The sequence below is a fragment of the Flavobacterium terrisoli genome, assembly GCF_030167905.1.
GTDB lineage: Bacteria > Bacteroidota > Bacteroidia > Flavobacteriales > Flavobacteriaceae > Flavobacterium > Flavobacterium terrisoli.
Genome location: NZ_JARGNA010000004.1, coordinates 291,094 through 315,387, shown reverse-complemented (window position 1 = coordinate 315,387; position 24,294 = coordinate 291,094). Strand labels below are relative to the sequence as shown.

General features: G+C 37.9%; 18 protein-coding genes. 12 read left to right on the top strand and 6 right to left on the bottom strand.

Going from position 1 to position 24,294, the window contains the following annotated elements; all coding sequences use genetic code 11:
- Positions 1 to 154: 154 nt before the first annotated feature.
- The gene (locus P1K33_RS07230; RefSeq protein ID WP_284652246.1) at positions 155 to 943 is read left to right on the top strand and encodes a carboxypeptidase-like regulatory domain-containing protein; all 789 of its coding nucleotides are present in this window, start codon (positions 155 to 157) and stop codon (positions 941 to 943) included.
- Here the strand turns inward: P1K33_RS07230 and P1K33_RS07225 are convergent, their stop codons facing one another.
- Complete coding sequence (locus P1K33_RS07225; RefSeq protein WP_284652303.1) at positions 944 to 1,600, bottom strand: TrmH family RNA methyltransferase; 657 nt, start codon at positions 1,598 to 1,600, stop codon at positions 944 to 946.
- A gap of 182 nt (positions 1,601 to 1,782) precedes the next feature.
- On the opposite strand from P1K33_RS07225, the gene P1K33_RS07220 reads away from it, so the two are divergent.
- Genes P1K33_RS07220 through P1K33_RS07210 form a run of 3 tightly spaced genes read left to right on the top strand, consistent with a single transcriptional unit; the run spans position 1,783 to position 5,571 of the window.
- A complete protein-coding gene (locus P1K33_RS07220) occupies positions 1,783 to 2,496 on the top strand; it encodes an SIR2 family NAD-dependent protein deacylase (RefSeq protein ID WP_284652245.1) in 714 nt (237 codons plus the stop codon).
- A gap of 56 nt (positions 2,497 to 2,552) precedes the next feature.
- On the top strand, positions 2,553 to 3,896 hold the full coding sequence (purB, locus tag P1K33_RS07215) for an adenylosuccinate lyase (protein ID WP_284652244.1): 1,344 nt from the start codon (positions 2,553 to 2,555) through the stop codon (positions 3,894 to 3,896).
- A 10-nt stretch (positions 3,897 to 3,906) separates the two neighbouring features.
- A complete protein-coding gene (locus P1K33_RS07210) occupies positions 3,907 to 5,571 on the top strand; it encodes a toxin-antitoxin system YwqK family antitoxin (protein ID WP_284652243.1) in 1,665 nt (554 codons plus the stop codon).
- A 69-nt stretch (positions 5,572 to 5,640) separates the two neighbouring features.
- On the opposite strand, the gene guaB is transcribed toward P1K33_RS07210, so the two are convergent.
- The 3 genes from guaB to P1K33_RS07195 all read right to left on the bottom strand — a co-directional run bounded on the left by guaB (position 5,641) and on the right by P1K33_RS07195 (position 9,113).
- Positions 5,641 to 7,113: an IMP dehydrogenase gene (guaB, locus tag P1K33_RS07205; protein WP_284652242.1), complete on the bottom strand. Its 1,473-nt coding sequence runs from the start codon at positions 7,111 to 7,113 to the stop codon at positions 5,641 to 5,643.
- 86 nt (positions 7,114 to 7,199) lie between these two features.
- Positions 7,200 to 8,066, bottom strand: a complete 867-nt coding sequence (locus P1K33_RS07200; RefSeq protein WP_284652241.1) for a hydroxymethylglutaryl-CoA lyase — start codon at positions 8,064 to 8,066, stop codon at positions 7,200 to 7,202.
- 24 nt (positions 8,067 to 8,090) lie between these two features.
- Positions 8,091 to 9,113, bottom strand: coding sequence for a quinone-dependent dihydroorotate dehydrogenase (locus P1K33_RS07195; RefSeq protein WP_284652240.1), 1,023 nt, complete (start codon positions 9,111 to 9,113; stop codon positions 8,091 to 8,093).
- 230 nt (positions 9,114 to 9,343) lie between these two features.
- On the opposite strand from P1K33_RS07195, the gene nadC reads away from it, so the two are divergent.
- The 3 genes from nadC to priA all read left to right on the top strand — a co-directional run bounded on the left by nadC (position 9,344) and on the right by priA (position 13,713).
- Entirely contained in the window at positions 9,344 to 10,201 is an 858-nt protein-coding gene (gene nadC, locus P1K33_RS07190; RefSeq protein WP_284652239.1) for a carboxylating nicotinate-nucleotide diphosphorylase, read from the top strand.
- A gap of 1 nt (position 10,202) precedes the next feature.
- A complete protein-coding gene (locus P1K33_RS07185; protein WP_284652238.1) occupies positions 10,203 to 11,159 on the top strand; it encodes a YihY/virulence factor BrkB family protein in 957 nt (318 codons plus the stop codon).
- A 97-nt stretch (positions 11,160 to 11,256) separates the two neighbouring features.
- Positions 11,257 to 13,713 carry a replication restart helicase PriA gene (gene priA, locus P1K33_RS07180; RefSeq protein WP_284652237.1) on the top strand — a complete coding sequence of 819 codons (2,457 nt, stop codon included), beginning with the start codon at positions 11,257 to 11,259 and terminating at the stop codon, positions 13,711 to 13,713.
- Here the strand turns inward: priA and P1K33_RS07175 are convergent.
- Complete coding sequence (locus P1K33_RS07175) at positions 13,710 to 14,405, bottom strand: LytR/AlgR family response regulator transcription factor (RefSeq protein WP_176306018.1); 696 nt, start codon at positions 14,403 to 14,405, stop codon at positions 13,710 to 13,712. The two genes, priA and P1K33_RS07175, sit on opposite strands and share 4 nt — an antisense overlap.
- 188 nt (positions 14,406 to 14,593) lie before the next feature.
- On the opposite strand from P1K33_RS07175, the gene rpsF reads away from it, so the two are divergent.
- From rpsF to P1K33_RS07155, 4 genes are all read left to right on the top strand, one after another.
- Positions 14,594 to 14,938 carry a 30S ribosomal protein S6 gene (gene rpsF, locus P1K33_RS07170; RefSeq protein ID WP_284652236.1) on the top strand — a complete coding sequence of 115 codons (345 nt, stop codon included), beginning with the start codon at positions 14,594 to 14,596 and terminating at the stop codon, positions 14,936 to 14,938.
- 5 nt (positions 14,939 to 14,943) lie between these two features.
- Positions 14,944 to 15,240, top strand: a complete 297-nt coding sequence (gene rpsR, locus P1K33_RS07165) for a 30S ribosomal protein S18 (RefSeq protein WP_131476582.1) — start codon at positions 14,944 to 14,946, stop codon at positions 15,238 to 15,240.
- A gap of 66 nt (positions 15,241 to 15,306) precedes the next feature.
- Positions 15,307 to 15,747, top strand: coding sequence for a 50S ribosomal protein L9 (gene rplI, locus P1K33_RS07160; RefSeq protein ID WP_284652235.1), 441 nt, complete (start codon positions 15,307 to 15,309; stop codon positions 15,745 to 15,747).
- A gap of 97 nt (positions 15,748 to 15,844) precedes the next feature.
- Positions 15,845 to 16,318, top strand: coding sequence for a DUF6495 family protein (locus P1K33_RS07155; RefSeq protein ID WP_284652234.1), 474 nt, complete (start codon positions 15,845 to 15,847; stop codon positions 16,316 to 16,318).
- A gap of 16 nt (positions 16,319 to 16,334) precedes the next feature.
- On the opposite strand, the gene P1K33_RS07150 is transcribed toward P1K33_RS07155, so the two are convergent.
- Positions 16,335 to 17,009, bottom strand: coding sequence for a LexA family transcriptional regulator (locus P1K33_RS07150; protein WP_284652233.1), 675 nt, complete (start codon positions 17,007 to 17,009; stop codon positions 16,335 to 16,337).
- A gap of 629 nt (positions 17,010 to 17,638) precedes the next feature.
- Between P1K33_RS07150 and P1K33_RS07145 the strand changes: the two genes are divergently transcribed.
- Positions 17,639 to 24,259, top strand: coding sequence for an Ig-like domain-containing protein (locus P1K33_RS07145; RefSeq protein ID WP_284652232.1), 6,621 nt, complete (start codon positions 17,639 to 17,641; stop codon positions 24,257 to 24,259).
- Positions 24,260 to 24,294: the final 35 nt, after the last annotated feature.

Below are 24,294 nucleotides of genomic sequence, written 5' to 3'. Positions count from 1 at the left end.
TAAATTTTCATAACTCCGTTTTTGCTCAATAATTGAGGTGAAAACGGAGTTTTTTAAGGTATATACTCCATTTTGTTAATTTTGTTCTAATTCTGCCAACAAACAGCAAAATATCTTAAAAGAGTTTCATACTTTTAAACCATCAAAATCAGCTATGAGATATTTTACCTTTATACTTCTTTTCCTTTGTTCACTTAGTGCTTTCGCTCAGGTTATACCGACCGGCCAGAAAGTTACCGGAACAATTGTCAATGATAATTCGTTGTTGCCTATTCCTAATGCCAATGTGATTAATGTCAACAAAGTGAAAGGCGTAGTAACCAATGCCAGCGGATATTTTGAAATGGAAGTAAGTGTGAGTGATACGTTGCATATTTCCATATTGGGCTATCAATCTTTACGCGTAAGAGTAACCAATGACTGGTTGAAAAATGGTACGGCTAAAATTTTAATGACCGAAAAAGCGATTGCTTTGGAAGAAGTGATTGTCAAAAAATACGATTTAACGGGTTATCTGGAAATCGATTCCAAGTTAATCCCGGAAAAAGAAAACTACCGCTACAGTATTTCCGGGCTTCCAACAGCTTATGAAGCAGGTGAAAACTCTCCAAATGCCTTTACAAGGGTTTTGGGTTCTATCTTTAATCCGGCGGATATGTTGTATAATTTCTTTGGCAACAAACCCAAGGAACTAAAGAAATTAAAACAAATGAAAAAGGATGATACGGTCCGTAATCTGTTGGAATCCAAATTTGACCGGGAAATGATTTCGGTACTTTTAGGCGTAGATAAAAAAGAAATCGCCGAAATCCTGCAACGTTGCAATTATTCGGAATCTTTTATCCAAACCGCGAATGATTTACAGGTTTTGGATGCCATCAGCGAATGTTATGAGCAGTATAAAGTACTGACCAAAAAGCACGAAAAGTATCTTAACGATTAGTTATTTTTCGGTGTAGTATCGTTCCTCAATACGCTTAATATCTTTAATTGAATTCTTAGCCCAAGCCAGACGCTTTTCCAGTATTTCATCTTCGGAAAGTTTCCAGTCGACGTCAGATTGGCGTAGGCGAGTGGTAATGTCCTGAATGATAATGGCTGCCGAAACCGAGATATTCAGGCTTTCCGTAAAACCAACCATCGGAATTTTCAAAAAACCATCAGCCTGCTGCATTACTTCCTCAGAAAGTCCTTCTTTTTCAGTGCCAAAGAACAATGCACTTTTTTTGGTCACATCAAATTCGTGTAACAAACAGGAATCATTGTGCGGCGTCGTAGCGATGATTTGGTAACCTTTGTTTTTTAGGGTTTGAATGCAATTAGAAATGTTGTCAAACTTGTTGATGTCGACCCATTTTTGAGCGCCCATGGCAATTTCCTTATCGATGTTTTTGCCAAAACGCTGCTCCACGATATTGATTTCCTGTATCCCAAAAACTTCACAGCTGCGCATTACCGCACTCGTATTGTGAAACTGATAAACATCTTCCACAGCAATCGTAAAGTGATTGGTGCGATTGCTCAATACATTGCGAAATCGCTCTTTGCGGTTATCTGATAAAAATTCTTCGAGGTATTTTAGGTAATCGAGGTCGGTCATCATATATAAATATTTTGCTAAAATAGGAAAATTGAATTTATTTAAAATATTACTTTTATAACTTTGATATCTCTTGTTTTTGTCATTTCGACAAAGGAGAAATCACATAATCTGACTTACTTGATGAGATTCCTCGTTCCTCGGAATGACAAGTTTGTTCTGAAACATAGTATAAGTAAATAATGAAGAAAAAACTAGTCGTTTTAACCGGTGCCGGAATTTCTGCCGAAAGCGGTATCAAAACCTTTCGCGATGCCGACGGATTATGGGAAGGACATGATGTGATGGAAGTGGCTTCGTATGAAGGCTGGCTTAAAAACAAAGAACTGGTTTTGGATTTCTACAACCAACGCCGAAAACAATTGCACGAAGTAAAACCGAATCTCGGGCATCTTACTTTGGCCGAACTCGAAAATGATTTTGATGTTCACATCATAACGCAGAATGTGGACAATCTCCATGAACAAGCCGGAAGCACTAAGGTTTTGCATTTGCATGGCGAATTACTCAAAGTGCGAAGCGATAATCATTATCGGTTTGAGGTTTTAGACTGGGTTTCCGATTTGAATTTGGGTGATTTTGATTCGAATGGAAACCAATTGAGGCCACATATTGTTTGGTTTGGCGAAGCCGTTCCAGCCTTGGAAGAAGCAGTTGATATTGTTGAAACGGCAGATTATCTGTCGGTCATTGGTTCGTCGCTGCAGGTCTATCCCGCTGCGGGTTTAATGCATTATGCCAACCGAAATGTCCCGGTGTTTTATATCGACCCAAAACCGGCGATTATTTATGATTTACAAAATCCTTTAGAAGTAATCTCAATGAATGCCACCGAAGGCGTGCCATTTTTAAAACAAAAATTACAAGATTTAGAGCAAAAAACTCATAACTCATAACTCATAACTTATAACTTATAACTATTTTTGCACCACACAAAAACAACACACAAACCATGTCATTAACTACTTTAAATGCCATTTCACCCATTGACGGAAGATACAGAAAAGCGACCAAACCTTTAGCCGCTTTTTTCTCCGAAGAAGCCTTGATAAAATATCGAGTATTAGTTGAAGTTGAATATTTTATTGCGCTATGTGAAAGCGATTTACCTCAATTAAGCAGAGTCAATAAAAGCAGCTTTGAAGCGCTTAGAAATATCTATAAAAACTTCACTACCGAAGACGCATTGGTTATTAAAGAAACTGAAAAAACAACCAACCACGATGTGAAAGCAGTGGAGTATTTCATCAAGGATAAGTTTGAGGTTTTAGGTTTGAGTGATTTCAAGGAATTCATCCATTTCGGGTTGACTTCCCAAGATATCAATAATACTGCGATTCCGCTTTCAACCAAAGAAGCTTTTGAAAAAGTATACCTGCCAAGCCTGATTGCCTTAATCGCAAGACTAAAAGAGTTGAGCATGGAATGGAAGGATATTCCAATGTTGGCCAGAACTCATGGTCAGCCGGCATCACCAACGCGTTTAGGAAAAGAGATTTTGGTATTTGTTGAACGTTTGGAAGAGCAAATGCGTTTGTTGTTTAATATTCCGTTTGCGGCCAAGTTTGGCGGTGCGACAGGGAATTTCAACGCGCATCACGTAGCTTATCCGAATGTGGATTGGAAACAATTCGGAACCACATTCGTGGAAGAAACTTTGGGACTGCAACATTCTTTCCCGACAACTCAAATAGAACATTACGACCATTTTGCGGCTTTCTTTGATGCGTTAAAAAGAATCAATACCATCATCATCGATTTAGACCGTGACATCTGGACGTATGTTTCGATGGACTATTTCAAACAAAAAATCAAAGCAGGAGAAATTGGTTCTTCGGCTATGCCACATAAAGTAAACCCGATTGACTTTGAAAACTCGGAAGGCAACTTAGGGATTGCCAATGCGATTTTTGAACATCTTTCAGCCAAATTGCCGATTTCAAGATTACAACGCGATTTGACCGATAGTACGGTTTTGAGGAACGTTGGTGTTCCTTTTGGACATACCATTATTGCTTTTGAAGCGACCTTAAAAGGGTTGAACAAATTGTTGTTGAACGAATCCAAATTCGCCGAAGATTTAGAGAAAAACTGGGCTGTGGTTGCTGAAGCCATTCAAACGATTTTGCGTCGTGAAGGTTACCCAAATCCTTATGAAGCTTTGAAAGGATTGACCAGAACGAATGAAGTGATGAACAAGGAATCCATCCACGCTTTTATCGGAACATTGAATGTTTCGGATGATATCAAAGCGGAATTGCTGGCGATTTCTCCGAGCAATTATTTGGGGATTTAAAATTTACTTTATGAAACAAACTGTTTTTATATCCTTTTTTCTTTTCTTTTTTATTGGAGTACAAAGCCAGGAAAAGGTTTATTTCGATAAAGACTGGAAACCATCCAGTAAGGAAAATGCTTTGTATTATAGGATTGTCAAAAAAGAGATTGATCTTTATTTGATTAAGGATTATTTTATTGACGGTAAAATACAGTTTGAAGGCTATTCAAAAGTAGCTGTTGATCCACTTGTTCACGAAGGTGTTGCGCAATGGTATTACCATAATGGAGCAGTTGAAAGAAGAGCGGAATTCAAAAACAATAACCCAAACGGTAGAATGGTTACCTATTATTCAGATGGTAAACTTCAAAGTGAAGTAGGTTACAATAATGGTATTTTAGATGGCTTTTCGAGGAATTATTTTCCAAATGGTAAAATGCAGGCAGAAGTTGAATTTGTTAACGGGAAAATGAATGGCAGGTATATAAAATACAAAAACGAAAGCAACCTCAAGGAATTAATGCATTTTAAGAATGGGGTTTTTGATGGGCCTATTGAAACCTATGAAAAGGGTTTCCTTTCTTATAAAGCAATGATGAAGGATGATTTTCCTGAAGGAGAAGTAATCAAAAATTATTACGAAAGTGGAAAAATTCAGTATAAGTACAAATTGTCTAACCGTGTTTTAGAATACTTTTATGGGTTTTCAATGGATGGCGATACTGTATCCAAAGGAATATTCAAAGAGGGAAAACCACAATTTTACGAAAAAAAGACAAAAATGAACAACAGTACTTTTTTTTCCAAAATGCAATTGGTAAAAGGTATTGAAAATTGGAAAATTTATCGTGATGGTAAATTGATAGTCGAATCTTTTTATCAGGATGGTAAAATGATTGGCACTTGGAAGTATTATAACTACGACGGTTCGAAATTGTATTATACATTAGATTTCTCCAAGTCGGATTGCAGCGAATCGAATATTCAAAAAATGGATGAATTTAGACAGTATTTTACTTTTACTGATCGTTTTGAAATTGAAAGAGAACTTTTTGAAATCAGATGCAAAGAACTAATCAGAATTGATTTTTTCAACAAAGATGGTGCTAATTATGAAGATGAGCATCCTTATTACTATATAAAATGGGAAGCTGAAGATATAAAAACTGTTTCAAAGCGCCCAAGCATTAGTTATAAAAGTTCATCCGTTGAGAAAGACGGCGATGGTTATGCGATTACGCGCAGAGAAGGAACATTTAATGAGGACTTTGACTATCACGAACCGTTGAATAATGAATTTGTTAAAAAGAATGATTGTAAAAACAGCTATAGTAACCAATATAAAGATGTGTTGTTTTGCGAAAAAACATATGGCAATATAAAGTATAAGTTCTTTGCATCAGAAAACATTGGGCATTTAGCCAAATTGAAAAATGAGCTGGCGCCGAAGAATGATGAAATCCTGTTTTTTTATCAAAAATTTGAAGAAAGAATTTATAAAAAGGGTGAAAAGGCTATAGATCGTTTCCTTAGTTTTAAGATGCCAAATGTAATCAAAGAGGCTTTTAAGAAAAAAATACTAGACGATTTAGATGTTGTTTATGTACTTGAAAGTTTGTTTTTTGAGCCCGAAAATTTTAGTGGTACGGGAGCTTATGAGGCTTTGAAAGAAGAACTGAAAAAAAATGAATAGTCTTCCGCTGTTAGATAAAAAAAAAAGGCATAAGAATTAAACTTATGCTTTTTTTTTTATCCCTAAAACTTATCTCGAATAATTCGGAGCTTCCTTAGTAATCGTCACATTGTGTGGATGACTTTCTGTAATTCCGCTAGAAGTGATTCTAACGAATCTTCCGGTTTCCTGTAAGGTCGGAATATCTTTTGAACCACAATAACCCATTCCGGCGCGAAGTCCGCCAATGAATTGCTGCATGCTTTCGTTCAATTCTCCTTTATAAGGAACACGACCTACGATTCCTTCCGGAACTAACTTTTTGATATCGTCTTCTACGTCTTGGAAATAACGGTCTTTTGAACCTTCCTGCATGGCTTCAACTGAACCCATTCCACGGTATGATTTGAATTTTCTGCCTTCAAAAATGATGGTTTCTCCCGGAGATTCTTTGGTTCCGGCCAATAATGAACCCAGCATTACCGAACTGGCTCCGGCTGCAATGGCTTTAGGAATATCACCGGTATAGCGAATTCCACCGTCTGCAATTACCGGAATTCCGGTTCCTTTTAAAGCTGCGGCAACTTCTAAAACGGCTGAGAATTGCGGGAATCCAACTCCGGCTACAACACGTGTGGTACAAATGGAACCCGGACCAATTCCGACTTTTACACCATCGGCACCGTGTTCCACTAAATATTTAGCTGCTTCAGGTGTGGCAATATTACCTACAACTACATCTATCTGAGGGAATTTTGCTTTAACCTCTTTCAATACATTGACAACGCCTGCGGTATGTCCGTGAGCGGTATCGATGATAATGGCATCAACACCGGCATTGACCAACGCTTCTGTTCTTTGCAATGAATCGGCGGTAACGCCAATGGCAGCTGCGACTCTCAAACGTCCAAACTTATCTTTGTTGGCGATTGGTTTTTGAGTAAGTTTTGTAATATCTCTAAAAGTAATTAACCCGACTAATTTATAATCAGCATTAACTACAGGAAGTTTTTCAATTTTGTTGCCTTGTAAAACGACTTCGGCTTGTTCTAAAGAAGTGCCTTCAGCGACGGTAACCAAATTTTGAGAAGTCATCACTTCCACAATCGGGCGTGAATTGTCTTTTTCAAAACGCAAATCCCGGTTGGTTACGATTCCTTTTAAGGTTTTGTTGTCATCTACAATCGGAATACCGCCAATACCAAATTCCTTCATCGCCGCTTTGGCATCAATCACTTTAGCCGTCAAAGGCAAAGTCACCGGATCGATGATCATACCACTTTCGGCACGTTTTACTTTGCGAACTTTGGTAGCCTGTTGCTCAATCGTCATGTTTTTGTGTAACACACCAATTCCGCCTTCCTGAGCCATAGCAATCGCCATAGCGCTTTCGGTAACAGTATCCATGGCAGCGGAAACTATTGGAACATTGAGCATTATGTTTTTGGAAAATTTAGATTGGATATTCACTTCTCTTGGTAAAACTTCTGAAAAATTCGGAACCAAAAGAACATCATCGTAAGTTAAGCCTTCACCGATGATTTTTGTGTTGTGTGCATTCATTGCAATTTGTAGTTGTAGTTAAATTGCGTGCAAATATACGTTAAATGTTGGAAGTACGAAGTAAGATTTACGAAGTTTTTAACTTTTTAATGATACAGATTGAAAATCTTGGACGCTTCGTTATAAGCGCTTTCAAAACTCATCGGGCTGGTATTGGTGTTTTCCTTTTGCGCAGTGAAATAGGATAGGAGCTTTTCTGTCGGCATATTGCCTGTCAAATCGTCTTTCGCCATCGGGCAACCGCCAAAGCCTTGGATAGCACCGTCAAAACGACGACAGCCGGCTTTGTATGCCGCATCAACCTTCTCGTGCCATTTATCAGGAGTCGTATGTAAGTGTGCGCCAAATTCAATGTTGGGATATTTTGGGATCAAATTTGAAAACAAATACTCAATCACTTCAGGCGTTGAACTGCCAATGGTATCGGAAAGTGACAAGATTTTTACGCCCATATTGGCCAGTCTTTCTGTCCATTCGCCTACAATTTCCACATTCCAGGGATCGCCATACGGATTCCCAAAACCCATAGAAAGATAAGCTACGACTTCTTTATCGGAAGCGTTGGCAATATCTAAAATCTCTTGAAGTGTGATTAAACTTTCGGCAATGGTCTTGTGCGTATTACGCATCTGAAAGTTTTCTGAAATCGAAAACGGAAAACCTAAGTATTGAATTTCCTTGTGAACCGAAGCCAATTGTGCGCCTTGTGTATTGGCAATGATAGCTAAGAGCTTGCTTTGTGTTTGTGATAAATCCAGTTGTGCCAAAACTTCAGCAGTGTCCTGCATTTGCGGAATCGCTTTAGGAGAAACAAAACTACCAAAATCAATCGTGTCAAAACCTACGCGAAGTAAGGATTGAATATAATCCACTTTCTTCTCAGTAGGAATAAAGGTTTTAATGCCTTGCATAGCATCGCGTGGACATTCTATAATTTTGATTGGTGATTTCAACTGGTTTGATTTGTTGAGGCTAAGTTAGGAAGATTTTCTTAGAATTGCTTCGTTGATTTCCTTGATTAAATTTGGACCTTCATAGATAAATCCGGTATACAATTGCACCAAACTCGCTCCGGCTTCCAGTTTTTCAATGGCATCTTCCGCCGAATGAATTCCGCCAACACCAATAATAGGAAAGGCTTTGTTGCTTTTCTCCGAAAGGAAACGAATCACTTCGGTTGAACGATCTGTCAAAGGTTTACCCGACAATCCACCGGTTTCCACTTTGTTTTCCGATTGCAAACCTTCGCGGGAAATGGTAGTGTTTGTTGCAATGACACCCGCAATTTTGGAATCATTTACAATATCTATAATATCCAATAACTGTTCGTTGGTCAAATCGGGTGCGATTTTCAACAGGATTGGTTTTGGATTTTGGTGTAATAAATTATGTGATTGTAAAGTATTCAAAAGTTCCGTCAACGGTTTCTTTTCCTGTAGTTCTCTCAGGTTTGGTGTATTCGGTGAACTCACATTCACCACAAAATAATCTACATATTTGAATAAGGCATCAAAACAAATCAAATAATCTGAAGTCGCATTTTCATTCGGAGTGACTTTATTTTTGCCAATGTTGCCGCCAATCAAAACGCCTTTGTTATCTTTCAATCTCAAAACCGCCGCTTCAACACCGCCATTGTTGAATCCCATGCGATTGATGATTGCACTGTCTTCTCTCAAACGGAACAAACGTTTTTTAGGATTGCCGTCTTGTGGTTTTGGGGTTAAGGTTCCGATTTCAATAAACCCGAAACCGAAATGTGACAATTCGTTATACAACTTAGCATCTTTGTCAAAACCTGCCGCTAAACCAACCGGATTTTTAAATTTAAGACCAAAAACTTCACGTTCCAAACGCGTGTCCTCGACTTCGTAAATCAATTTTAAAATATTGGGAACAAAAGGAATTTTGGAGATGAATTTAACCAATGAGAAAGTGAAATAATGCACTTCTTCAGGGTCAAACCAAAAAAGAATTGGGCGAATGAGTAGTTTGTACATGTGTTGTGTTGTTGTCGTGACGCAAAGATAGTTTTTTTGTTGTTTATTTGGTAATCTGGGTATTTGGTTATTCGACGCATCGGTTTATAATTGATTGCTAACTGTTTATAAAACAACTTAGGCTTCAAATCTTAAAATTGATATTTTTAGAATTTTAAATAAACAAATTACCAAATAACCGAATTACCAAATCAACATATTTACTATTTTAGCCAAACAATAGTTGCCCGATGATTTCAGAGAAACAGTTTCAGACAGAGCTTGATATAATTATTCAAAACGGAATTCGCGAGGATATTGGCCCAGGCGATTACAGTTCGCTCGCTTGTATTCCCGATACTGCCAAAGGAAAAGCCAAACTTTTGGTTAAAGATACCGGTATCATTGCCGGAGTAGAATTTGCCCAAATGGTTTTCGAAAATGTTGATCCAACTTTGGAAGTAGAAGTATTTATAGAAGACGGAACAGCCGTAAAACATGGTGATATTGTATTTCACGTTTCGGGAAGTTCTCAATCTATTTTGAAAGCCGAGCGCTTGGTTTTGAACTCAATGCAGCGAATGTCAGCGATCGCGACTAAGACCAATCAATATGCCCAACTTTTAGAAGGAACCAAAACCAAAATCCTGGATACCCGAAAAACGACTCCCGGATTTAGGGCTTGCGAAAAATGGGCGGTGAAAATTGGTGGCGGCGAAAACCATCGTTTTGCGTTGTACGATATGATTATGCTCAAAGATAACCACAACGATTTTGCCGGAGGCATTACGCATGCGATTACCAAAACCAAAGAATTTTTAAAGCACAATAACCTCGATTTAAAGATTATCGTCGAAGCCAGAAATTTAGCTGAAATTGAAGAAATTCTTCAGAATGAAGGCGTTTACCGAATCCTGATTGACAACTTCAACTTTGAAGACACCGAAAAGGCAGTAGTGCTTATCGGTGATAAATGCCTGACCGAATCCTCCGGGAATATCAATGAGACTACGATTCGTCAATATGCAGAATGTGGCGTGGATTATATTTCTTCGGGCGCGTTGACGCATTCTGTTTATAATATGGATTTAAGCCTAAAAGCCTTTTAATATGAGCGAACCATCAGCATCTAAGTTGGGCAAGATTCCTGTTGTCAAGCAATTATTTGCTTTGTTGCATAAGATAAAATTGCCATGGCTTCACGGTTTGTCCTTTTATGAATTGCTCGATTTGTACTTTGTTGGAATCATTGAAGGCGCCATTTCTTACAGAGCGGCAGCGATTGCCTGGAGTTTCTTTATGGCATTGTTTCCCTTTATGCTGTTTATTCTGAACCTTATTCCATACATTCCAATTGATGGTTTCCAGGAAGATTTTATGGGATTTGTCCAGCAAAGTGTACCGCCAACAACCTATGATGCCATTTACAAGATTATCAATGATATTTTGCACAACAGTCACAGTGGCTTGATTTCCACGGGTTTCTTCATGGCTATTTTATTGATGACCAATGGTGTAAATGCTATTCTGGGCGGATTTGAGAGTTCGCATCACATTGATATCATGATGAAAAGAAAGTTTTTCAGGCAGTATTTTGTATCGCTAGGACTTTCTATTTTGTTATCATTTGTATTGATTATAACCGTTGCCGCGATAGTGGTTTTTGAGGTTTTTATCCAAAAAACCAAAATTCAGGATGTGCTTTCAGAAGACATTCCTTTGATAGAAATGGGAAGGTATATTTTTGTAATCCTGATGATTTTGATTACGACTTCATTGCTGTTTAAATTTGGAATCAAAAGAGATGCAAAGCGTTCTTTTATCTCGATAGGTTCAGTATTTACGACAGTTTTAATTATCATATCGTCTTATTTTTTTGGGATTTGGGTCGTAAAATTTTCCAAATACAACGAGCTTTATGGTTCCATCGGAACATTGCTCGTCGTGATGTTTTACATTTGGATCAACTGTATGATTTTGCTTTTAGGATTTGATTTGAATTCGTCAATAAACCACGTCAAAAGAGCCAAACAAAAGGAATTGGAAGCTTTGGAAACCAAACCATAGACTTCTTTTAAATGTAATTCCTGCCTTTCGCACTACGTGGTAGTTGCTTCAGTCAGGGTTAAACTCAAACTATCCGCATTCTTTAAACCATTATCAAATGTCTTTTTTTGTTGAAGTTATCGTTCCGCTTTCTCTTCCTAAAACTTTTACGTACAAGGTTTCGGAGGCTGAATATGGTTTCATCAGCAAAGGAATGCGCATTGCTGTGCCATTTGGCAAAAACAAAATCTACACAGCACTCGTAATCGACTTGCATCAAAACGCGCCAACGCTTTACGAAGCCAAAGACATCCACCAGATTCTTGACGAAAAACCCATAGTAAACGAGTTTCAAATCAACCATTGGTTTTGGATTGCATCATATTACATGTGCAACATTGGCGATGTGTATCGCGGTGCTTTGCCTTCTGCTTTATTGTTGGAAAGTGAAACGATTATTTCACAACGAAAAGAAACCGATGTCGATGAAACCGAATTATCGGATGATGAATTCCTGATTTATGAAGCTTTGCAGCATCAGACCTCTTTAAAGGTTCAAAATATTATTGATATTCTCAACAAGAAAACGGTTTTGCCGGTTATTCAGAAACTGATAAATAAAAACATCATTTCACTTGAAGAGGAAATCCAGGAGGAATATAAACCAAAGCTTATCCGTTATATTCGTTTACACGAGCAATACCAATCAGAAGAAAACCTGATTGCGTTGTTGGATAACTTTAATAAGAATGCCAACAAACAAAAAGAATTGGTGTTGCAGTATTTTCAGTTGCAGGCACAGGAACAAAAGCCGATTTCAGTGAAACAACTGACAGAAACAGCCCAGGCTTCTGCGGCGATTGTCAAGGCTTTGGCAGATAAAGGTGTTTTTGAAGAGTATTATATTCAGGAAGACCGAGTTAATTTTGATAAAAACAAGCTGGACAATGAATTATCATTGAGCGAAGCCCAACAAAATGCCTTTGAAAGCATTAACAATTGTTTGAACAAAAAGGAGGTTTGTCTGCTTCACGGAGTTACTTCCAGCGGTAAGACGGAGATCTATACTAAGCTCATTGAGGACTATATTGCTGAAGGAAAACAGGTGCTTTATTTATTGCCGGAAATAGCGCTGACCACACAATTGGTTTCCCGTTTGACACAACATTTCGGAAACAAGGTTGCAGTATTCCATTCGAAATACAGTAACAACGAAAGGGTAGAAGTATGGCAGAACGTTTTGCAACATTCTCAAAATGCGCAAATAGTTATTGGAGCGAGATCGGCTTTGTTTTTACCGTTCTCTAATTTGGGATTAATAATCGTTGATGAAGAGCACGAGCCAACCTTCAAACAGCAGGATCCGGCACCGCGATACCATACGCGTGATGCTGCCGTAGTTTTGGCGAATGCCCATCAATCAAAGGTTTTACTGGGTTCGGCTACGCCAAGCATTGAAACCTATTACAATGCCATTAACGGGAAATATGGTTTTGTTGCTTTGAAAGAACGCTTTGGGAAAGTGCAAATGCCCGAAATTGAATTGGTCGATTTGAAAGACAGTTATTTCAGGAAAAAAATGAAAGGACATTTCAGCCTGACTTTAATTGAAGCAATCACCGAAGCTTTTGCGAATAACGAACAGGTAATTTTATTCCAGAACCGCCGTGGTTTTTCACCGGTATTGGAATGCATGACTTGTGGCCATGTGCCGCAATGTCCGCAATGTGATGTGAGTTTGACCTATCACAAATATAAAAACCAATTGCGTTGTCATTACTGTGGTTACAATATGGCCAAACCTTCAAATTGTCATGTTTGTTCGAGTGTTGATTTGGAAACCAAAGGTTTTGGTACAGAACAAATCGAAATGGAATTGGCAGAGTTATTTCCGAATAAGAATATCAAACGCATGGACCAGGACACCACGCGTGGCAAATACAGCTTTGAGAAAATCATTGACGGATTTAAAAACCGGGAAATCGATGTGTTGGTTGGAACGCAAATGCTCGCCAAAGGATTGGACTTTGATAATGTGTCTTTGGTGGGAATTATGAATGCCGACAATATGCTATACCATCCCGATTTCAGGGCTTTTGAAAGAAGTTATCAGATGATGACACAGGTTTCGGGGCGATCGGGTAGAAGTGAAAAAAGAGGAAAAGTAATTATACAAACGTATAACCCGTTACACAATGTGATTCAGCAAGTCACCCATAACGATTATGAAGGCATGTACAAGGAGCAATTGTACGAAAGACAGATTTACAAGTATCCGCCATTTTACCGCCTTATAAAGCTTACTTTGAAGCATCGCGATTTTGACAAGCTGAAAGAAGGTTCGATGTGGTTGTACCAGGTTTTACAACAAAACCTGTCGATTCCTGTACTCGGTCCGGAAGAACCGGCAATTAGTCGTATCCGAAACGAATATATCCGCACGATCATGATTAAGATTCCAAGTGAAACGCCATTACAGGGCACAAAAAAAACTGTCCAGAAAATACTGAACAGTTTTGATTTGGTTTCACAATACAGAACGATTAAAGTTACTGTAAATGTTGATTTTTATTAAGCAATAGCTAAAGCTTTAATCAAATCTTCTTTTTTGTTTCGACTCAATGGAATTTTAGTCACTCCAATTTCGGCAAACTTACTGTTGAAACGTTCTACCTTATCAATATTGATGATGTAGGATTTGTGAACTCTGATGAATTTATCTTTTGATAAATCCTGTTCGAACGATTTCATTGTAGAAAGAACCAGATTGCTATCTTCTTCTGTTACTACTTTTACATAATCTCCATAAGCTTCAATCCACTTAATTTTATTGGTATAAACTTTAAGCTTTTTAAGGTTACTCTTAATAAAGATATGTTCTCCTTCTTCTTCCTGATTTTCTTTCTTAAGCATATGGAAATCCATTGCTCTACGAACAGAGGCATTAAAACGATCTAAAGCTATCGGTTTTTGTAGGTAATCCGTAGCATCATAATCGAACGCTTTCATAGCGTATTCAGCCTTTGACGTAATAAAAATAATTTGGGGTTTAACTTTTAAACCGTCAAGAAAATCAAATCCACTGATGACCGGCATCTCGATATCGAGAAAAATTAAATCAACAGTATGAACCGACATGCAATTTTTTGCTTCAATTGCATTAGAAAAATCACCCACTAAATGTAGATTGGGATGATTATTTACTAACTTTGCAATGATCATCCTTTGGATTGAACTATCATCAACAACAACACAATTTAGTTTCATAATACTATTTATTATAGATTTGGTGATGTAAAAATAAATACTTTTTTTTAACCTACCTAACATTTTATCGATTTTTTTTGCTTTTAAACGATATTTTTTACTTTTAGACGATTTCTCTCTATTGTCGATTGTTTATTTAAAAGTTATTCTTATCTTCGCGCCCAATTTAAAATTTAACAAAATTTATTATGAATCATTACGAAACTGTTTTCATCTTAAATCCCGTTTTATCTGAAGTTCAGGTAAAGGAAACAGTAAGCAAATTTGAAGATTTTCTTACGTCAAAAGGAGCAAAGATGGTATCTAAAGAGGATTGGGGCTTAAAAAAATTAGCTTATGAAATCCAAAACAAGAAAAGTGGTTTTTACCACTTATTCGAATTCCAAGTATCAGGAGAAGCTCTTATTGCTTTTGAAACTGAGTTCAGACGTGACGAAAGAGTGATGCGTTTCTTAACTGTAAGTTTAGACAAACACGCTATCTCTTGGGCGGAAAGAAGAAGAGCTAAATTAAAAGAATCATCTAAAGCTTAATCATTATGGCAAATTTGCAACAATCAGCTTCAGGAAAGAAAGACGGAGATATCAGATATTTAACGCCTTTAAACATTGAAACCAATAAAACTAAAAAGTATTGTCGTTTCAAAAAATCAGGAATCAAATATGTAGACTACAAAGATCCTGACTTCTTATTGAAATTCGTAAACGAGCAAGGTAAGATTTTACCAAGACGTTTAACCGGAACTTCATTGAAATACCAAAGAAAAGTATCAGTAGCTGTTAAAAGAGCTCGTCACTTAGCTTTAATGCCATACGTGGCCGATTTATTAAAATAATATTTAAACAATAGTTGTTGGTTTCCCGTTAATCGGAACCTAACTTCTCTAATAAAGGACAACAACATGGAATTGATCTTAAAACAAGACGTTCAGAATTTAGGATTTAAAGATGACGTAGTAACAGTAAAAAACGGTTACGGTCGTAATTATTTAATCCCGCAAGGTTTTGCTCAATTGGCAACACCATCTGCAAAAAAAGTTTTAGCTGAAAATTTAAAACAAAGAGCTTTCAAAGAAGCGAAAATTGTTGACGACGCTAAAAAATTAGCTGAGGCTTTGAAAGCTTTAGAAATCAGAATTACAGCAAAAGCTGGTGGAGAGAAATTGTTTGGTTCTATCACTAACATTGATATCGCTGGGGCGCTAGAAGCTGCCGGTCAGCCAATCGATAGAAAATTCATCACTAGTGGTGTTGTTAAACGTACAGGTAAATATGCTGCTACTGTGAGATTACACAGAGAAGTAGTGGTTGAATTGCCATACGAAATTGTAGCTGAGAAATAATATTTCGATATACAGTATATAAAGTCCCGATGCAAATCGGGATTTTTTTTTAGCAAATAATTAAAACCGGAATAGATTATTTTATTCCTTATATAATATGAAGTATAAAAGATTAACAAAAGAGCAGTTCGAAGCCTTGCACCAGGAGTTCAGTAATTTTCTGGCGGCTCAATCTATTGATAAAGCAGAATGGGATACGATTAAGGCAGATAAGCCCGAAGTGGCCGAACAGGAATTGGATGTTTTCTCTGATTTGATTTGGGAAGGTGTTTTATCAAATGCTCAATATTTAGAACATTTTTCCAAAAACCATATTTTCCTTTTTCACTGTCAGGAAAAATTAATTCAGTCCATCGTTTTGAAAGCGCTAGAGCCCGAAGTAAATTTTATGGAAAAAGAAGGGCTGCAATGGTTGAGCGATAATTTGTTTACCGATACCGTAGAAATTCACTTAGGCAAAAAAGAATACGAAGAAGAGCGGAGCACTGCTTTGTTTGATTTGATCAGTCAAGGCGCTATTTTGAGTGATGGTCAGTTGTATCTTCAAATCAACGGAATCATCCAAGCCTAAAAATATGGATACGGTATTAAGATATCTTTGACAATACCGTATCCATAATTTTTAAGTTATCATTCAAGAACTTCATTTTGTTATTGCTGTTGATGTCATAAGAAACAACACCTTTTATTAGCCATATTTCATCGATATCGGCTTTGTCAAAAACAAGATCATGATGGGATGGATGGTCATTTTTTAACAAAATACTATTGCCCTCTTCGGTCAAAATTTTCAAACGATTAATAAAAATACCTTTCTTCTGGCTTACTATGACAATCAGGTCATTGTCTTTAACCTGATTGATGTCTGTTTCAGTACAAAGCACATATGATCGCTCCTCGATAACAGGAAACATATTGTTACTTATGGCTTGGAATGCCCTGCTGGCATCGCCTCTAAGAAACGGAAAGGTGTATTTAGGAAGTGTTTCGAGAATGCCTTTATTGTCGACACAATATTGATATTGAGATTCCCGGGAAACCAAATAAGTGCCATCTTCTACGCTTTCAAAACCTTTGGAATTTGTTTTATTGTAAAAAATATCGTTCAAATCAATTTCGTATAGTTCGCAAATGGCGATTATACTGCTATAGTCTAATGTGTCCCTTTTTTTCCAGGATGAGATAGTGTTGGGCTTTACGTTCAAAAACTCGGAAAGTTCAATATCGGTACGTATTTTTAAGGCAAATTTTAATTTTTGCAAAATTAAATTCGCATTTTGAGATGTTTTCTCTTGCATATTCGCAAAATGTGTTATACTTTTATCCTACAATAAAAATAAAGGTTAATATTTTTTTAATAATTAATCCCTCTATAAAAAAATATAGAGGTGGCAATTAGTAATAAAAAAACATTCACGATTGTGGTATTTTTTTTATTATGAAAACAAAAGTCAATATCTCACTATTATGACTCTGTAAATTTATAAGCTAAGTATTCTCTAAAATTTGGGGTTTTTAAAAACTACTTAATGGTATTTAGTTTATAAACTATAAATATTCAATTATACTTTAAAAAACAAATATAGATTAATTACTTAAAAATTAATGTAGAACGATTGTTAAAAGTGATATGAAAAACCTATAAGTAGCACTTTTAATCGATATAAAGTTATCTAAATAGGTATTTATAGCAAATATTTAGAAAAAAGACTACAAAAAAATTAAATTATAAATTAAAACCTATCTTAAACAAGTTCAGAAACCAAAAACCAAAAAATACGACCAAGAAATCAACTAAAATACCCTCCCAAAAATACCACCCAAAAATACCACAGGAGCAACAAGTTAATTAAGAAATAGTTACCCTAAATATTCACTTAAATTACTGCTAATGGAATTAAATTTTACCCCCAACAAAAGGCTTAGGCTAAGCTGTTTTGTAATTTGTGTTATGGTATTTGGCTTCCTACAGCGATTGGAAGCACAGTCACTGCCTGTTTATGCTACTACAATCACAAGTCAGGATAATGTTGATTTTTCTGCAAATGCAACAGACGGAGATTTATCTACAAGGGCCAGGATAAGAGCCAGCTCCGGAATCGCAATTGGAATAGGCGCTTATTCCGGACATTTAGAACTCAAGTTCGATTCTGTCCTTCCGGCAAACACCACTTCTTATTTTAAGATTCAAACCGATGATAACATTCTGCCATCCCTACTGGGCGGAAGTCTCGGAGGATTATTGGCAGATGTTGGAGGCGTTTTACTTATCGGTAACCAGGAATTTACTGTTGAAGCCAAAAATGGCTCGACTTCAGTTCTTCTGGGACATAGTCAGATCATAAACGATTTTGCCTTTCAAAGGTTGAAAATTGTTGTCAATGCCAATAATGAATATTTTATTGCGCTGACACCATCACAATCTTATGACAGAATTCGATTGACCAACAGGGTTGGTTCTTTAATCGGTTTAGGCAATACCAAACGCCTGGATGTATATGAAGCCTTTTATATAGGAACACCTGATACCTGCGGATTGGCAAGTTATACTTCTTATAGTGGGTCAGGTTTAAATTTAGACTTATTAGGACTCGGTGGTGCCGGAGTGAGCAACCCGCAACATGTTTTGGATGCCAATACTAGTAATTATTCGAGATTAAGTCTCGGGATTTTAGCCGTGGCTGCTTCCGTTGAACAAACAGTTTATTACGATGGATTATCCCAACCTACAGATCAGTTTTTTATTCGAATGAAAGTCGATCCATCGCTGTTGGCGCTTGGTGTGGCTAATAACATTCAGATTATGGCAGAAAATGGGCCGACTCATGTGATGACCGTAAACCTGAATTCATTGTTGAATTTAGATTTATTGACATTGCTTCAGGGCAATCAGATTGCAACCATTCCATTTTCACCCAATGCACCGGCGAATAGAATTACCGTTAGGTATAATTCTTTGTTGAATGTTCAGCTAACGCAAAGCTTGGATTTATTTGAAATCTATCGGGCACCGGCAGCGCCAACAATCACAGATTTGTTTACCCAAAACCCAACAATCTGTTCGGGCAGTACTGCCAGCTTAGTGGCTGAAACCGGAGCAGGAACAGAGTTAAATTGGTACAGTCAGGCGACAGGTGGTGCATCATTGGCCACCTCAAATTCTGGGCAACCTTTTGTAACACCGGTTTTAACTCAAAATACTTCTTATTATGTTTCGGCCAAAAGAATTGGTTGTCCGGAAGAATCGAGAAGAATTAAGGTAACTGTGACCGTAATCAATTTACCGGTTGCTGCTGATATTACAATCCCGGATACTTTAGAAGCTTGTAATGGAGTTATTGTACTTTCGCCTTCATCTTCAATTGGTGGTGCAACATTCAGGTATTATAAAGACCAACTAAAAACTCAGGAAATCACCACCGGATTTTCGGGTGATCCCGGAGTAACTTATGTTTTAAATAACACTAATGGTGAATTGTCTATTTCGGGATTAACCGCAATCAATTCTCCTTATAGCTATTATATTTCATTAACGGTCAATGGCGTTTGTGAAAATGCTGCCAATACTTTAAAGTTAGTAACCGTTAATTATGCCACAGCTCTAAGCTTGGATGTTTCTCCGACAATTGAAGGCTGCGGAAGCGTTAATTTGCGTGACGCTATCTTGAATTATGACAGTTCAAGTGATATTGTGTACAGCTTTTTTGATAGCACCAATACACCAATTACTCCAGATGCAGCAGCCAATATTCAAACTTCGGGATTATATCATATTCAATCCACAAGCTTAAGCGGAAGCTGCTCTTCTTTAGTAGAGCCGGTTAATGTTGTGGTTAATCCGGAGGTTAATTTGGTTGTGACCAATGTTAATAATGTGATCAATATTGGAGGTTCTGTTACTTTTAGTGCCACTTCAAATGCACCAATCACTTGGTATGATTCTGATGGTAATGCGCTGGCATCAAATGTAGCCGGGCCATTTTCAACTCCGGGCTATTATACTTTCACGGCTGTTTCTGGCAACGGAAATTGTTTTGCCTCCAGAAATGCTTTTGTAGCAGTTATTGACCCGGCCAATTGTCCTGTGCTCACCGAAAGAAAATATGCAGATTCCCAAAGTTGGGGTTCCATAATTACCGGCGGAGTTTTTAATGGAAGCAACGCTATTGATGAAGATGTTCAATCCCATTCAACCATCGTAACCGGTTTAGGATTATTAGGCATTGGAACGACTTGGCAGACCTTGCAATGGGATGACGTAATTCCTGCCGGTACACCGGTAAATGTAAAATTAGGTTCTGATTATAGCGGCTTAGTAGCACTCGGTGCTTATTCAATTGTCGGAACCAAAAGAAACGGTTCGGGTGTGCCAATTGATATTGGATTTATCCAGCCGATTTCGGGTTCCTTAGTTGATTTGTTGGCTGGAGAAAATGTTTTTGAATATACTTTTGTACCTTCAGATATCAATGGACCACAGGATTATGACGGAATCAGAATCATTGTTGGTTCTGTGGCCAGTGTGGCTCAAAATGTTGATGTATATGAAGCTTATTACGATAAAGAAGTTTCTCAAATCACTTGTAATCCATCAGATATAGAAGATGTTTTCTATGGTGCTTATGATTTAGGTGTTGGTGTTGCTACAGCAACTGTTGGTGTCGATGATCCATATGATGCAGTGGATAACAGCATGAATTCTTATGCCACTATGTACAGTGGAGTTGGGATTTTGGCTGCCGCCGATTTGACCGTTTCTTTCAATACACCAACATTAGCAGGTGATACATTAGAAATCTTAATGTCAAAGCCGGCAACAGTTTTAAGCCTGTCTCTATTGAGTGGCTTTACGCTTCAAATGTATATGGGAAATACTCCTGTAGGATTACCGCTTGATAATACCTCGAGTTTATTGAGTTTAGCACTCATCAGTGGTGATGTTTATAGTTTGGTTTTGCACCCGCAAACTATGCCTTATGATAGAATTTCCATCCGTTTTGGTGGTACTGTTGATGTCTTGGATTTTTTAAGAATCCACGATGTAAACAGGCGTGCTGACACTTCGGTAATAGGAGCAGACGCTACAAATACTTTAGACGTCTGTCCAAATCAGGTTGTGCAATTAAGCATTACGCCCGAAGATTGCGCTACTTTTATTTGGTATGATGCACCAACCGGAGGCAATGTAGTTTCAACCGGTTTGAGTTTTACTGTTCCGTCTAATTTAGCTCCGGGTACTTATAATTATTATGTACAGCCATTCCGATTTGGATGTGAAGTATATGACAGAGGTATCGTTACTTTGAATGTTGGTACTACTGCTCCTGAAGACGCCATTACGCAAGTCTTGATTAATGGAGCTGCAAATATTGATATTTGTAGCGAAACTGGAACAATTGCTTTACAGGCTGAACTTAATTCTACGATGACCATTACCAATCCGATATTTCATTGGTATTATCTTAATGGAACTACAGTTGAGCCGATTGCAGGTGAAACAGCATCATTGTTAACCTTAACAGGATTAACACCAGGAACTTATACTTATTATGTTGGTTTGAGTTCTGATGAGTTTTGTGAAACGGCTGAAGATGACAGAAAAGTGATTACGTTTACTATTCTGCCTTTCTCAGTAGCTTCAGATATAACCGCCGACGATGCTTCAATTTGTAACAATGAAGCGGCTGTTATTGTTCCAACAACTGCACATCTTAACCCTCAATTTTTCTGGTATCTAGGAAATGATACAACCCAGCCGATTATGGATGGTGCTGTTATTGGCGGTGTGACTTTTGCAGTAGCTGCCAATGGCACTTTAACCGCTACGGGTTTATCAAATGCAAATAGTCCTTATACTTATTATGTGGCGATGCAAAGTGACAACACTTGTTTGAACTTAGCAGGTACATTAAAACCAGTTATAATAACTGTAAATGATCCTGGAACACCAACAACAAACAATGCCAATCAAGCATTTTGTTTGGTTGATGCACCAACGGTTGCCGATTTACAAGTGAATGAAAGTAATGTAGTTTGGTATTCAGGTCCAAATGGCGGAACTCAATTGCTTCCAACGGATGCATTAGTCAATGGAACCGTTTATTATGCTGCTTTAGTTGATGCAACAACTGGTTGTGAAAGCACAGTAAGGTTAGCGGTTAATGTTACGGTTTCAGATCCAGGAACACCAACAACCATTAATCCAAACCAAACTTTCTGTTTGGTTGATGATCCAAAGATTGCCAGTTTACAAATTAATGAAAGTAATGTTATCTGGTATGCCAATGCTACCGGTGGAAGTCCTTTGTCACCAACAACGGTTTTAGTAAGTGGAACAACTTATTATGCCGCATTATTGGATGCAACCACGGGTTGTGAAAGTGCCAACAGATTGGCAATCAATGTCACTATTTCTGATCCTGGAACACCAACCACAAATAATGTAAACCAACCATTTTGTTTGGAAGATGCACCAACTGTGGGTAATTTACAGGTAAACGAAACGAATGTTGTTTGGTACGCTCTTCCAACTGGTGGACTTCCTTTGGCTACAACCGATGCTTTAGTAAATGGAAATATTTATTATGCCGGATTAACCGATGCAACGACTGGTTGTGAAAGTGCGGTGAGGTTGGCAATAAATGTAACGGTTTCCGATCCGGGAACACCGACAACGACCAATCCAAATCAAACATTCTGTTTGGTCAACGCGCCAACTATTGCAAATCTTCAAGTGAATGAAATCAATGTGGTTTGGTATGATGCCTCAACGAACGGAACACAATTGGCCACAACTGATGCTTTAGTAAACGGAGCAACGTATTATGCGGCATTAGTAGATGCAATTACAAGTTGTGAAAGCGCAGTGAGATTAGCAGTTAATGTTACAGTTTCTGATCCGGGAACGCCAACCACAACTAATGCAGTCCAAACATTTTGTTTGGCCAATGCACCAACTATTGCCAATTTACAAGTCAATGAAAGTAATGTGGTTTGGTATTCCGGTCCAAACGGAGGAAGTCCTTTAGCATCAACCACAGCATTGGTTGATGGAAATATATATTACGCCGCTATATTGGATGCCACTACCGGATGCGAGAGCGCGGTACGTTTAGCAGTAAGTGCTACGCTTTCAAGTCCGGGAACCCCAACCACAAGCAATGCGAATCAGACATTTTGTTTGGAAGATGCACCAACAGTTGCAAACCTCCAGGTCAATGAAAGTAATGTCATTTGGTATGCCAATGCTACGGGCGGAAGTCCTTTGGCTTCAATAACTGCGTTGGCAAACGGTAACATTTATTATGCAGCATTGGTCGATGCAGCTTCAGGTTGTGAAAGTGCTATTCGATTGGCAGTTAATGCAACTGTTTCTGATCCGGGAACGCCAACGACTAACAATACCACTCAGGCGTTTTGTTTGGTTGATGCCCCAACGATTGCCAATCTGCAAGTCAATGAAAGTAATGTTATTTGGTATGCCAATGTAACAGGAGGAAGTCCATTAGCTTCAACTACCGCTTTGGTAAACGGAACCACTTATTATGCCGCTTTGGTTGATGCAACGACAGCTTGTGAAAGCGCAATTCGGTTAGCGATAAGCGTAACCTTTAGCGGAAGCGGTTTGGCAGCCATCCAAGGTGATAATGATACTTGTGTCTGGGATCAGGCAACTTACACCACCAATGCCGGAATGACCAATTATGTTTGGTCAGTAGTTAATGGTTCAATTGTATCTGGCGGACAAACAACTGATAACTTTGTCACCATAAGTTGGTTATCCATCGGTCCGGGGAATGTGAGTGTGTCTTACGCGGATAGCTGCAGCGGCAATAACAATGCTTCATTTGATTTAAATGTTCGGACTTGTTCCGATATCACGATAAACAAAGAGGTTGATAATCCAACTCCGAGTATCGATGATAACGTTACGTTTACCATTACCGTAAATAATGTTGGTATGGGTCAATTCCTAAATGTAATTGTTCATGAAAATCTGCCAACAGGATACAGCTACGTTAGTTTTACAGCCACAGCAGGAACCTATAATAACCTGACGGGAATTTGGAATATTCCTGTGTTACCGGCGAATACAACTGCGGTATTGACGGTTACAGTTACGGTTTTATCAACAGGTAATTATCTAAACATTGCTACAATTGACATTTCAGATCCTGTAGATTCTGATGGTACAAACAATAGTGATGACGGAGAAGTTCTTCCTATTTGCCTGGTTGTTTACAATGAATTTAGCCCAAATAATGATGGTGCTAATGATACTTTTATAATCGACTGTATAGAAAGTTATCCAAACAACAAACTGAGTGTTTATAACAGATATGGTTCTTTAGTTTATGATAAAAAGCGCTATAGTAATGATTGGGACGGAACAGCCAATGTTTCCGGAGCAATCAATAGAGATGATAAGCTGCCAACCGGTACTTATTACTACATACTCGATATTGGTGATAATTCACCTGTGAAAACAGGTTGGCTAGCCATCACCAGATAGTACTGACTATCATATCTTAATTATTTAAACTAAAA